Consider the following 12,541-nt stretch of genomic DNA (forward strand, 5'->3'; position numbering starts at 1 on the left):
ACGCTTTTGTTCCGTCCTCATTGTTTCGTTGTTTCTTTTTCATATAATCCAATAAATTGCATATGTTGATTGAATAATGTTTTATAGCTAAGAAATCCAACAATGACACTTGAAAGTGTGGCAGCGGTCATTAACAAGAATAGTACGAGTATTTGAAATTGAACAGCTACCATCGGATCAGCACCACCAATAATTTGACCACTCATCATTCCTGGAAGTTGCACTAACCCCATTGTTTTCAAACTTTCTATGGTCGGTATCATCGCATTTTTAATTGCACTCATTAAAGCATTATGGATAGCTTGTTTTTCATTACCGCCTAAACTTAAAATCAATTCAATTTGGTCTTGTTGATGTGTAACTTCACTAGTAAATCGATTTAAAAATAGTAAACTTAACACCATTGAGTTACCGATCATCATGCCACTAATTGGAATGACATACCTTGCTTCAAACGGAATGATGTGAAAGATGAGTAAGACACCTTGTGTAATGATTTCTACAGAAATCATTGAAAGCATAATCATCCATGTAATGCCTTTTATGCCCTTTCCTTTTTTTATGATATTTTGAGTAGCGGCAACAATCATTAATAGAATCATCAAAAGCATATAGATTGGATGATTACCATCAAACACAAATGTTAGTAGGTAGCCGACTAACAATAATTGTATCGTACTTCTTATAGTTGCAATCAGGATATCTTTTTCTAAACCGAGTTTTAATGTATAGCTTAGTACTAAAGGAATTAATACAAATATTAATGTAAGAGATAGTTGAAAATAGGTCATTGTACGTCCTCCAAAAATTGCTGTAACGTATGATTTGTTGATTGAAATAAAGTATTGGAATCCCCTTGTGTAATAAACGACCCTTCTTTTAACATTATGAATTCATCGCTCATACGTGACGCTTGATGAACATCATGGGTAATCCAAATGACCGTTAATTTGTATTTTTGTTGGATGTCTCGGACTAACTTTTCAATGGTTTGAACGTTCTTAACGTCTAAACTTGACGTGATTTCATCAAGTAGTAAAATACTTGGTCGATTCACAAGTGTTCTTGCAATACTTAATCTTTGTCTTTGTCCACCTGAAAGTTTTGAGACATCTTGGGTGAGTTTGAGATCATTTAATTGAACGGAATCGAGTAATTGCTGTGCTTCTAAATCTGATAATGTTTGCTGAAATAATTTTTTTGGCAAGTTTAAATTGTCGAAAACAGAGCCATAAATCATAGGTGCACTTTGCAATGCAAATCCGATACTTTTACGATGTTCAATAATGTTGATGTCATGTATTGAACGCTCATCGATTAAAATATTACCGCTCGTTGGACTAATCAAAGTGCTGATTAATTTTAATAAAGTACTTTTACCTGCACCTGAAGGTCCGATGAGTGCAGTGATTTTTTGTGGAGGGATTGTAAAATTTAAATTAGACAAAATGACTTGATCATCAATTTGGTATGTAACATTTTTAAATTGAATCATGTTTTGACTCCTTAATATGAAAATATTCGATTGTGAAACAACTTGTGATACTATTAGTTTAACAATTATTTTAATAGTATCATAAGTAAACGTGCATCATAACGTCGGGGGATTCAATATGGAAATTAAATTATTTCATTCAAACGATATACATAGTTACTTATCAAATTATGATAAAATCTCAAGATATATTAAAGATCAACGTTCAGAATATAAGGCATTGTTATATGTAGATATTGGAGATCATGTTGATAGGAGTCATCCTTATACAGAAGCGACTTTAGGAAAAGGAAATATTGATATATTAAACGCGAGTACAGTAGACGTTGTAACGATTGGCAATAATGAAGGCATCACATTAAATTTTGATGATTTCAATACTTTATATGATCATGCAGAATTTGAAGTGACGTGTTGCAACTTATTTGATGAAAAAAATCAGTTACCAAACAATATTAAAAAATCTGTTATTAAGGAAATCGAAGGCATCCGTCTTGGATTTATTGGTGCAACAGCTGAGTTTACACCGTTTTATAAATCATTAGGATGGATAGTGACTGAACCGATAGAAGCGATTAAAGATGAAGTAGAAGCAATTAAATCACAAGTAGATGTCATCGTGATTTTAAGTCACTTAGGCAAGTTTGCTGATAGAAGAATCGCTGAAGAAATCAATGGCATTGATATAATTTTAGGTGCACATACACACCATTATTTCGAAACAGGTGAATATGTCAATGGCGTCTTGATTGGTGCAGCAGGAAGATATGGTAATTACTTAGGTGAAATGACTTTAACTTTTGAAGGCAATCAATTATGCAACAAGACTGCTAAATTGATTGATACAGATGCACTTCGAAATATGAGTGATGATTATTATGAACGTGGGAAAAAGCTTTTAAGTGAGGAAGTTACCAAGGGTTCATTTGAATTACCGAGACGATTATTCAGTGCCTCATATTCGACAGCATTTTTAGCACATGCTTTAAAAGAATATTTAAATGCGGATTGTGCCCTTATTAATTCTGGATTAATTGTAAAAGGTTATTCAGGTGAGCACTTTACAAATTATCACCTTCATGCAATGTTGCCACATCCTATAAATCCTGTAAAAATTAAATTATCGGGTCGTGAATTAAAAGAAGTTATTAATATGAGCTTTCAACATGAACATAAACATGATGTGATTAAAGGCTTTGGTTTTAGAGGAGATGTATTTGGTATGTATGTTTTAGATAATATTGGTTACATTAAATCTTCACAAAGTTATTTTGTCGATAATAAATTAATAGATAATCATAAGACTTATATTCTAGCAACGCTAGATATGTATACATTTGGTCGATTTTTCCCACAATTTGTGCATAACGAAAAAGAGTATATCATGCCAGAATTTTTAAGAGATGTTATGGCATCAGCTTTAATTGAAAGTAAATAGTGGTAATTATATAAAATTTAACAACAATGAGTTTTCAATCAGTTAAATGTTCGATATAATGAACTCAACACTGGAGGGATTAGATTGGCAACGAAAAATGAAGAGATTTTAAGAAAACCGGAATGGTTAAAAATAAAATTAAATACAAATCAAAATTATACTGGACTTAAAAAAATTATGCGTGAGCGTAATTTACATACAGTATGTGAAGAAGCAAAATGTCCTAATATTCATGAATGCTGGGCAGAACGTCGTACTGCGACATTTATGATTTTAGGTGCTGTGTGTACACGTGCTTGTCGATTCTGTGCGGTAAAAACAGGTTTACCAAATGAACTTGATTTACAAGAACCAGAAAAAGTAGCAGAGTCAGTAGAATTAATGAACTTAAAGCACGTCGTTATTACTGCCGTTGCTCGAGATGATTTAAAAGATGGTGGCGCAAATATTTATGCTGAAACAATTCGTAAAGTTCGCGAACGTAATCCTTATACATCAATTGAAGTATTACCATCAGATATGGGTGGTAGTTTCGAAAACTGGGAAACTTTACTTGCAGCGAAACCAGATATTTTAAACCATAACATTGAAACAGTAAGACGCTTAACACCAAGAGTTCGTGCAAGAGCGACTTATGATCGTTCTTTAGAAGTATTACGTCGTTCTAAAGAATTACATCCAGAAATCCCAACAAAATCAAGCTTGATGGTTGGTTTAGGAGAAACTTGGGAAGAAATTTTAGAAGTTATGGATGATTTAAGAGCAAACGATGTTGATATTATGACGATTGGGCAATATTTACAACCAACACGTAAACATCTTAAAGTACAAAAATACTATACACCATTAGAATTCGGTAAATTACGCAAAATTGCTATGGAAAAAGGCTTTAAACATTGCCAGGCTGGGCCAATGGTTAGAAGTTCGTATCATGCAGATGAGCAAGTTAATGCTGCAGCGAAGCGTAGACACGAGATTGGTGAATCGTTACTGAAGTAGGTGAGAATTTGATACAAGTTGGCGAACACTACTTTGAATTGTTAGTAAATCATAAAGAAGGATTTAATTTAGAACAATTTAAAAATAGATACAGTGAAGTACTTGATCGATATCCATATATTGTTGGTGACATTGGTTTTGAACAATTAAGGTTACGAGGTTTTGTTGAAGACAATAAGAAAAATTCTGAAGTGAATAAACGTTTTTCAACTATTCTAGACTACATCTATGAATCTTGTAATTTTGGTTGTGCATATTTTGTTCTAAGACGCCTTAATGCATCAGAAGTTACGAAACTTAAGCAACCAGAAACCATTACAGATGTTCCAACGGAGACGGATTCTGATTATAATGAATTTATTCAAGAAGAGGTACACCAAACCGAGCAACAAGTAGAATTGATTACTGAAGAGCCTATTAAAGTACCTATACAAAAGGATGAACAAGTAGATGTAGAACTATTATCTACTGACCAAGATGACTCAGATGTTGATAATAAAACATTTAAATATTTTTTAAAGTAAATTTAAGAGAGAGGCTGGGACATAAGTGTTCTGCCACAAGCAAAAACCGGACAAAACGTATAAATCGCTTTTTGATTTATCGTTTTTGTTCGGTTTTTGTTGTAGTGGCAACTTATGTTCCGCCGTTTAGACTGTTTATCATTAGGTGATAATAACTTTTGTCTCAACTTTTTTCATTTGATTTTCATATACTCATCTATATTTTCTCATTTGGTTTACATATAATAGCATTATCTAAATAAGGAAGTGATGAAATGCGCATAACATTAGACATGATTTATTTACATCATTTGATACAACAATTACAAATGAATAGTGCCAAGCAACGATTTGCATCAAACTCAACCTTAGATGAGGCAACACAACAAAGTATTATTCAGTTACTAAAGCACTCACATTTTAATGGCCAATTGATTATCGAAAAAAATAATACTTATTTTGAATGGGTACAAGGGTTTGAAAATTTATCTCATAAAACGTTAATTGGTGAAGATGCCATTTATTATGCAGGTTCAATTTCAAAATTTGTCACAGGTATTATTATTGAACAATTAATAGATGAAAAAGAATTGAGTTATTCAGATTCAGTTTCGAAATATATCCCATTGTTTAACTATCCTGAAGTGACCATTGAGGATCTATTGTTGCATCGAAGTGGATTGGAAACATATGAAACGAAAAATAATATTCATGGTATTGATGAAGCCATTTTGAATATTTGTACGCTAACACGTAATAACAAACCTAAATACGTGTATAATGATGCCAATTATGTACTTTTAGCAAAAATTATCGAAATTTTAACAAAGCAAAGTTATCAATCTGTTGTTACAGAAAGACTGATTAACCCTTATGGATTAAATGAAACCTATTTTGAAAATCATAAAATCAATTTAATAGGTAGTTATAAAAAAGGGATGTTACTTATAGAGTATAGAAAAGAAGATTTAGATCAATATATAGGTGCAGGCCACTTAAAAATGTCATTAAAAGATATTCAAAAATTAAGTAAGGCATTTGTTAATGGTGATATTTTTAATGAAGAGAAAATGAATCATATTTTAAGAGCATTACCTTACAAATCACAAAAATACCGAAATGGTATTTCAGTGAGAGATGGTTATTTACGTATACGAGGCTGTATTCATGGATTTGATGTGATTAATTATTTTAACAAGGATATGAACATTATTATTGGGACTAATATGAGTGATACAAATGACAGTGGAAAACTAGAAGATATATTAAAGTCAATTTTTGAATTAATTAAATAATTGATTCATTAATAAATTTGATTGACATTTTTTACAATTTGCTTTACTTTTTTAATATAGTTTTGAAATAGGGATGGTTACGATGAATAAAAAATGGATGATGAGTATTGTAAGTATTTTCATATCTTTAGTCGTTTTGAGTTCAGCAATTGCAGTTGGTGTATTAGCAAAAAAACAATTTCATTTGAACAATCAACGACAAACAGTGATGGCGAAAGAAACGATACCTAAAGCAACTAATAAAAAAATGTACAAAGAAATTGATCAAATGTTAAAGAAAAATCACTTTAACGGTAATGTGTATGTGTTATATAAAAATAAAGAAATCATGAATCAAGCTTATGGATATGCTTCACCTGACCATTCTAAGCGATTAACAAAAGATAGTATGTATTTAATTGGCTCATCAAATAAGATGTTAACTGGGATGCTTATTAAACAACTTGAACTTGATGGAAAAATTAACGTTAATGATCCTGTAAAAAAATATATCCCCAACTTCCCATATGTAACAATTCGTATTAAAGATTTATTACTACATCAAAGCGGACTGCAGCCGTTTAAAGCTCGAGAAGCAGGTCCTGGATTAGATGGTGCAGTTAAAAAAATTATTGAAAATGGTGTTAACCCAAAAAATTATGGTAAATTTGTATATAGAGATGTGAACTATATATTACTTGCAAAAGTAATTGAAAATGTGACACATCAACCTTATGAAGTCGTCTTACAAAATAACGTTTTTAAGCCGCTTCATTTAAATCAATCTGGTTTTTTTGATAATCCAAACTTTAAACGTTATTTTGTTACAGGATTAAAATATTCAAACAATCAATGGATTTATGACCCTGCCCAGTTTTTAGACCGTTTTTATGGTGCTGGTAATGTATATATGTCGAGTAAAGATATTGGTCAATTTGCGAATCAATTTATTCATGGAAAGTTATTTAATCCAGTCGTGATGCAACAAATCTTGTCTAATGATTTTACAGAACAAGCATATCGCTATGGTTTCTATAAAAAGCCAGGATACTATCGTATGAGAGGCTATTTCTTTGATACGGATAGTGTATGTTGGTTTAATAGAAATGTTGTTGTAGTTTTGAATAATAATAAATTGAAACCTTCTGAAATTAAAAATAATGAAAATTTATTAGGTAAAATATTTAAAAAAGTTGAAAAAAATATGAATCAAAAAGCTTATCAATAATTAATTAAAATTAAAGCGTCTAAGACAATAATACTGTCTTAGACGCTTTATTATTTTTATTTAGTTATGAATAAAAATTAGCCGATGACATCATTAAGAAATGATTTAATTTCTTCAGCATCGGTCTCTGACACTCCCAGTGCGTATTCAATATATCCTGGCTCTTCTAAATCATCACGACCAATAATACCGAATTTATTGGATTGTGTGTTTAATACGATGGTCTTGCCGTAATGGCGGTCAGTTTGAATCAAAGTAAGATCATGTCTACTTTCGCCTACAAAACTTACAAATCTAATTTTCGCATTTTCTTCATCATCATATAAGAATAAATCTATCATCATTTACCTCCAGTTCACCATTTAGTATACATTGAAGTGTACATGAATTCAAAATTTGATAAACTATTCATGGAGGCGATGAAATGTATTTTGTGGATCAAGAAGTATTAAATGAAAAGTTAGACTATATTGATGGTTTGGCGAATCGAGTTGAATTAGAAACAGGGTTTGCATTAGAGCGTGTATGCCATATGTTAATTGAAAGTGTCGTTGATGTTGGAAATATGATTATTGACGGATTTATTATGAGGGATCCTGGCAGTTATCAAGATGTAATCGACATTTTAGAAATGGAACATGTAATTTCAACAGAACACAAAGTAATGATAAGTAATACATTATACTTAAGACAATGGTTTGTAAGAGATTATATCAATATTAAACATGATGAAGTGAAGCGTGTATTTTTAGATAATATTGATGCGTATCAATCATTTAAGGAATCAGTAAATACATTTATTGAAAAAGAATTACCGCCAGTAACTGCATTTGGAAAGGGTGGAAAAAATGAAAAAATATAAAGGATTCTTTTTAGACTTAGATGGAACGATGTACGCAGGTACGCGTGTAATTGAAGGTGCTAAAGAATTTATTGATTATTTAGCCCAAGAACAAATTCCATATTTATTTGTGACAAATAATGCTTCAAAAACACCTGAAGAAGTAAGTGATAAATTAACGAAAATGGGCTTTGTTTCAACACCTAATAACGTAGTAACAAGTGCAATGGCAACGGCTTCTTATATTAAAGAAACCTCACCAGGTGCTTCAGTTTATTGTATCGGTGGTTCGGGTATTAAAACAGCTTTAAAAGAAGAAGGACTCGTATTAAAAGATGACGAACATGTGGACTATGTGGTAATCGGTTTAGATGTTGAAATCAATTATGAGAAATTAGCGGTTGCATGTTTAGCAGTTCGTAACGGAGCGAAGTTTATTTCAACGAATCCAGATTTATCAATTCCAACTGAACGTGGATTTTTACCAGGTAATGGTGCTTTAACAAGTGTTGTTTCTGTATCGACTGGTGTGACACCTATGTTTATTGGTAAACCTAATGCACCAATAATGAACAAAGCCATTGAGATGATTGGTTTAAATAAATCAGACGTCGTAATGGTTGGAGATTTATATATGACCGATATTATGAGTGGCATTAATGCTGGCATTGATACGTTGCATGTCCAAACGGGTGTATCAACATATGATCAAGTTATGCAAGAAAAAGTACCGCCAACATATTCAGTGAAAGACTTGAATGAAGTCTTAAAGTATTATACAGAAGGTTAATATTATGAAAATATTAATCACGAGAAAGTTACCTGAAAAATTCATTAATCAACTTAGTGATTATAAAGTTGATATGTATGATAGCACGTTAGAACCGATGCCAAAGGACTTATTGAATAAAAAAGCAAAGCAAAGTGATATCGTTATTACCATGTTAAGTGATCAAATTGATGAGTCGTTTTTAAAAGAGAATAGACATTTAAAGGCTATTATCAATCTAGCAGTTGGTTATGACAATATTGATATTGATTGCGCGCATGAATTAGGCATTATCGTTTGCAATACACCAGATGTACTTACAGAAACTACGGCGGAACTTGCTTTTACATTAATGCTCACTACTGCGAGAAGAGTGATTGAGGCGAGTCAAATGTTACATAATGGTAAATGGGTAGGGTGGTCACCTTACTTATTAGCAGGCAGTGATGTTCATCATAAGACAGTTGGTATTTTTGGTATGGGGAAAATTGGTTTAGCTTTTGCCAGAAGATGCAAAGGCTTTGAAATGAATGTATTATATCATAACCGTTCAAAGTCAAAAGAAGCGGCATCTGTGAATGCAACTTATGTTTCATTTGAAGAATTATTAGAAAAAAGTGACTACATCATTTGTTGTGCGCCTTTAACAGAATCAACAAAAGGTATTTTTAATCAATCCGCTTTTAAGAAGATGAAAAAAACAGCTTATTTTATTAATATTGGCCGAGGTGGACACGTTGTAGAGCATGATTTATTGCATGCGATTCAAGATGGTGATATTCTAGGTGCAGGATTAGATGTGTATCAAACGGAACCGATTGATATGAACCATCCATTTTTAAATGAACCTAATATTACAATGTTACCGCATATCGGAAGTAGTACAACTGAAACAAGAGATGCGATGATTCAGGTGTGTATTGATAATGCATTAAGTATTGCTAGAGGAAAGCAACCAAAGACACAAATTATAATTTAATCCATTAATAAATTCCAACGTACAAATCTTTATGAAATGTACGTTGTTTTGGGTTTTATGTTGTTTTATTTTATAATCGTGACAAAAATGTGAACGAAATGATTACGATAAAACCAACGATTTGTAAGTAAATGGTGCATATGCATGCAAAAATATTTAATTAATCTAATATTAACATTTGAAATATAATTGTAATATTATATAATAAGTTCATTGATTATAAGAGGTGAACATATGAAAAATGAAAATTTAAAGTTGTTTTTATTAACCTTATTATATCTATCGATTTTATTTGCGCTATTTTGGATTTATGCAGGTGGCGTTGTTGAAAATAACTTTATTTATAATGAATTTTAATTGAGGTGAAAAAAATGGATTTATTAAAGCGAATTAATGAAATTACAGAAACATCACCAGATAAATTATGTTTTATTCACCGTGATGAAACAATGACGTATGGTGAGCTCAATGGTTATTCTAATGATTTAGCAGACAAGTTAAAGCATTCCAATAAACCATTAATTGTTTACGGCCATATGTCAAAATGGATGATTGTAGGGATGATAGCTGGATTGAAGAGTGGATTAGGTTATGTGCCTATTGATACATCAATTCCAATGGATCGTGTTGAAAAAATCATCGAAAAAGTACAACCTGAATTTATTTTAGGTGCTGCGCCAATTACATTTGATGGTATAGAAACTATTCAACCTGAAACATTAGCAATGTCAGATATCAAATTTGACGGAATTAAAGAAGATGATGTTGCTTATACAATTTTCACTTCAGGTTCAACAGGTATGCCAAAAGGTGTTAGCATTTTAATGGCATCTTTAAATGAATTTACTGAATGGATGAACGGTTTATATATTAATCAAGAAGAAAACTATTGGTTAAACCAAGCACCGCTTTCATTTGACTTATCAGTAATGGCAGTTTATCCTTCTTTAGTAACGGGCAGCGCGCTTGTAATGATTGATAAAGAAATGATTAAAAAACCAGCAATGATTTATGAAACTTTAAATAAATACCCAATTTCAGCGTGGGTTTCAACACCTTCATTCATGGAAATGGGATTATTATTACCAAACTTTGATGAATCACATTATCCAAACTTGAAACATTTCTATTTCTGTGGAGAAGTGTTAAAACATAAGACAGCACAAAGTTTATTTAATAAATTCTCAAATAGTGCAATCTACAATACATATGGTCCTACTGAGGCAACAGTTGCTGTTACTGGGATTCAATTAACAAAAGAAATTATTGAAACATACAATCCACTACCAGTTGGTTATGCGAGAAACAATGTGACGCTTTCTTTAACGGATGAATCAGAATTAGTCATTGCTGGTAAGGCAGTGAGTATTGGTTACGTTAAAGACGAAGAAAAAACAAAAGCACAATTCTATACTGAAAATAATGTACGCCACTATAAAACAGGTGATAAGGCAAGCATACAAGATGGCCTTGTTTTTATAAATGGCCGTATTGATTATCAAATCAAATTAAATGGTTATCGTATGGAATTAGAAGAAATTGAACACACGATTACGGAATTAGAAGGTGTTGCACAAGCAGTTGTGACACCGATTGAAAAACAAGGCAAAGTACAATTTTTAATTGCTTCAGTCGTACTGAATGACCAAACAGTAGATGAAGCGGCGATTAAAGCAGCATTACAAACAAAATTACCTGAATATATGATTCCAAGAAAAATCAATATTACAGATATGATACCGATGACACCAAACGGTAAAATAGATAGAAAACAATTAAAAGAGGTTCTTTCATGATTCCTTATGGCGATTTTCTATTTTTCTTTATAGCATTAGGGCTATTATTACCGGTCATTTTATTAGGATTCTTTGGGAAACGTAACGATATTTTAAATACCATTGTGACCTTTATTATGATCATGTTGATTTTTAAGGATCCTAATAAAAATTTATTTAATATTTCGATATTATCTTACGAAATGGTTAGCTTCATTTTGTTTGTAGTGTTCCAAATTGTACTGATAAAGTCTTATGTAAAGATTGTAAAAACGAAAAATACTTCAAGTATTTTTTACACAGTAATTTTCTTATCAATTTTACCTTTAGCAATTGTAAAAATTGTGCAAAGTTCAATGTTTGGTTTTCATTCTGTTCAAGTAAATGGATTGCCGATTAAATCAATGATTGGTTTCTTAGGTATCTCTTACATTATGTTTAAATGTATTCAAATATTAATGGAAATCCGTGATAAGCGTATAAAAGAGATAAAAGTATTTGATGTAGTACGTTTCTTAACGTTTTTCCCTACGATTTCATCTGGACCAATCGATCGTTTTAAACGTTTTAACAAAGATGAAACTAAAGGATTTACGAGAGAGAAATATTTAGATTTACTTCAAAAAGCAATTCACTATATTTTTATGGGCTTTTTGTATAAATACATTATTGCTTATTTAATCAATCAAAAAGTCATTTTGATGATTAACTTTGATAGTGCATCGTTGTTTATGAAATTGATTTACATGTATGCCTATAGTTTCTATTTATTCTTTGACTTTGCAGGGTATTCTTTATTTGCAATTGCATTTAGTTATATTATGGGTATTGAAACACCTCCTAACTTTAATCAACCTTTCAAATCAAAGAATATTAAAGACTTCTGGAATCGTTGGCATATGAGTTTATCATTCTGGTTCAGAGACATGGTTTACATGCGTTTTGTATTCTTTGTTACAAAGAAGAAGTTAATTAAAGATAAGCTATTAATTTCAAATATTGGCTTTATGTTAAACTTTATGATTATGGGTATTTGGCACGGTGTCGAATGGTTTTATATTGTATATGGTTTGTACCATGGTGTATTATTTGTAGCGTATGGTTACTATGAACAGTATAGAAAGAAACACCCATACAAAATTAATGCGAAGGTAATGGATATCATTGGTATTATCATTACATTCCATGTTGTCGCATTCGGCTTTTTAATCTTTTCAGGAAAACTATTTTAGGAGTGATT

13 protein-coding genes and 1 pseudogene are annotated in these 12,541 nt (G+C 31.3%); 11 read left to right on the plus strand and 3 right to left on the minus strand.

What is annotated here, in order from left to right:
* Positions 1 to 17: 17 nt before the first annotated feature.
* Positions 18 to 791: an ABC transporter permease gene (locus tag ER639_RS07850; protein ID WP_129065231.1), complete on the minus strand. Its 774-nt coding sequence runs from the start codon at positions 789 to 791 to the stop codon at positions 18 to 20.
* On the minus strand, positions 788 to 1,495 hold the full coding sequence (locus tag ER639_RS07855; RefSeq protein WP_129065232.1) for an ABC transporter ATP-binding protein: 708 nt from the start codon (positions 1,493 to 1,495) through the stop codon (positions 788 to 790). The genes ER639_RS07850 and ER639_RS07855 overlap by 4 nt, the downstream gene beginning before the upstream one ends.
* A 118-nt stretch (positions 1,496 to 1,613) precedes the next feature.
* On the opposite strand from ER639_RS07855, the gene ER639_RS07860 reads away from it, so the two are divergent.
* The 5 genes and pseudogenes from ER639_RS07860 (at position 1,614) to ER639_RS07880 (ending at position 6,937) form a co-directional block, all read left to right on the plus strand.
* Complete coding sequence (locus ER639_RS07860) at positions 1,614 to 2,933, plus strand: bifunctional metallophosphatase/5'-nucleotidase (protein ID WP_129065233.1); 1,320 nt, start codon at positions 1,614 to 1,616, stop codon at positions 2,931 to 2,933.
* An 84-nt stretch (positions 2,934 to 3,017) separates the two neighbouring features.
* The gene (gene lipA, locus ER639_RS07865; protein ID WP_129065234.1) at positions 3,018 to 3,932 is read left to right on the plus strand and encodes a lipoyl synthase; all 915 of its coding nucleotides are present in this window, start codon (positions 3,018 to 3,020) and stop codon (positions 3,930 to 3,932) included.
* An 8-nt stretch (positions 3,933 to 3,940) separates the two neighbouring features.
* Positions 3,941 to 4,318 (plus strand): annotated as a pseudogene (locus ER639_RS12425) (YutD family protein); the annotation flags it as partial.
* 392 nt (positions 4,319 to 4,710) lie between these two features.
* Positions 4,711 to 5,730, plus strand: coding sequence for a serine hydrolase domain-containing protein (locus ER639_RS07875; RefSeq protein WP_129065236.1), 1,020 nt, complete (start codon positions 4,711 to 4,713; stop codon positions 5,728 to 5,730).
* Positions 5,731 to 5,812: 82 nt separating this feature from the next.
* Positions 5,813 to 6,937, plus strand: a complete 1,125-nt coding sequence (locus tag ER639_RS07880) for a serine hydrolase domain-containing protein (RefSeq protein WP_164993393.1) — start codon at positions 5,813 to 5,815, stop codon at positions 6,935 to 6,937.
* Between the two features lie 77 nt (positions 6,938 to 7,014).
* Here the strand turns inward: ER639_RS07880 and ER639_RS07885 are convergent, their stop codons facing one another.
* Positions 7,015 to 7,278, minus strand: coding sequence for a DUF3055 domain-containing protein (locus tag ER639_RS07885; protein ID WP_129065238.1), 264 nt, complete (start codon positions 7,276 to 7,278; stop codon positions 7,015 to 7,017).
* Between the two features lie 83 nt (positions 7,279 to 7,361).
* Here ER639_RS07885 and ER639_RS07890 point away from each other — a divergent pair, with 83 nt between their 5' ends.
* From ER639_RS07890 to dltB, 6 genes are all read left to right on the plus strand, one after another.
* Positions 7,362 to 7,799, plus strand: coding sequence for a DUF86 domain-containing protein (locus tag ER639_RS07890; protein WP_129065239.1), 438 nt, complete (start codon positions 7,362 to 7,364; stop codon positions 7,797 to 7,799).
* Positions 7,786 to 8,568 (plus strand): TIGR01457 family HAD-type hydrolase, encoded by a 783-nt coding sequence (locus ER639_RS07895; RefSeq protein WP_129065240.1) that lies wholly within the window; start codon positions 7,786 to 7,788, stop codon positions 8,566 to 8,568. The genes ER639_RS07890 and ER639_RS07895 overlap by 14 nt, the downstream gene beginning before the upstream one ends.
* 4 nt (positions 8,569 to 8,572) lie before the next feature.
* Positions 8,573 to 9,526, plus strand: a complete 954-nt coding sequence (locus ER639_RS07900; protein WP_129065241.1) for a 2-hydroxyacid dehydrogenase — start codon at positions 8,573 to 8,575, stop codon at positions 9,524 to 9,526.
* Between the two features lie 234 nt (positions 9,527 to 9,760).
* Positions 9,761 to 9,883: a teichoic acid D-Ala incorporation-associated protein DltX gene (dltX, locus tag ER639_RS07905; RefSeq protein ID WP_129065242.1), complete on the plus strand. Its 123-nt coding sequence runs from the start codon at positions 9,761 to 9,763 to the stop codon at positions 9,881 to 9,883.
* A gap of 14 nt (positions 9,884 to 9,897) precedes the next feature.
* A complete protein-coding gene (gene dltA / locus ER639_RS07910) occupies positions 9,898 to 11,322 on the plus strand; it encodes a D-alanine--poly(phosphoribitol) ligase subunit DltA (RefSeq protein WP_129065243.1) in 1,425 nt (474 codons plus the stop codon).
* Entirely contained in the window at positions 11,319 to 12,533 is a 1,215-nt protein-coding gene (dltB, locus tag ER639_RS07915; protein WP_129065244.1) for a D-alanyl-lipoteichoic acid biosynthesis protein DltB, read from the plus strand. Before dltA ends, dltB begins: the two co-directional genes overlap by 4 nt.
* Positions 12,534 to 12,541 lie beyond the last annotated feature (8 nt).

Source organism: Macrococcus sp. DPC7161 (assembly GCF_004117835.1).
Lineage (GTDB): Bacteria > Bacillota > Bacilli > Staphylococcales > Staphylococcaceae > SDSC01.

Bases quoted from the DNA above. Each gene is read 5' to 3' on its own strand.
- ER639_RS07850 (WP_129065231.1), bottom strand. From the start codon at position 791: ATGACCTATTTTCAACTATCTCTTACATTAATATTTGTATTAATTCCT.
- ER639_RS07855 (WP_129065232.1), bottom strand. From the start codon at position 1,495: ATGATTCAATTTAAAAATGTTACATACCAAATTGATGATCAAGTCATT.
- ER639_RS07860 (WP_129065233.1), top strand. From the start codon at position 1,614: ATGGAAATTAAATTATTTCATTCAAACGATATACATAGTTACTTATCA.
- ER639_RS07875 (WP_129065236.1), top strand. From the start codon at position 4,711: ATGCGCATAACATTAGACATGATTTATTTACATCATTTGATACAACAA.
- ER639_RS07880 (WP_164993393.1), top strand. From the start codon at position 5,813: ATGAATAAAAAATGGATGATGAGTATTGTAAGTATTTTCATATCTTTA.
- ER639_RS07885 (WP_129065238.1), bottom strand. From the start codon at position 7,278: ATGATAGATTTATTCTTATATGATGATGAAGAAAATGCGAAAATTAGA.
- ER639_RS07890 (WP_129065239.1), top strand. From the start codon at position 7,362: ATGTATTTTGTGGATCAAGAAGTATTAAATGAAAAGTTAGACTATATT.
- ER639_RS07895 (WP_129065240.1), top strand. From the start codon at position 7,786: ATGAAAAAATATAAAGGATTCTTTTTAGACTTAGATGGAACGATGTAC.
- ER639_RS07900 (WP_129065241.1), top strand. From the start codon at position 8,573: ATGAAAATATTAATCACGAGAAAGTTACCTGAAAAATTCATTAATCAA.
- dltX (WP_129065242.1), top strand. From the start codon at position 9,761: ATGAAAAATGAAAATTTAAAGTTGTTTTTATTAACCTTATTATATCTA.
- dltA (WP_129065243.1), top strand. From the start codon at position 9,898: ATGGATTTATTAAAGCGAATTAATGAAATTACAGAAACATCACCAGAT.
- dltB (WP_129065244.1), top strand. From the start codon at position 11,319: ATGATTCCTTATGGCGATTTTCTATTTTTCTTTATAGCATTAGGGCTA.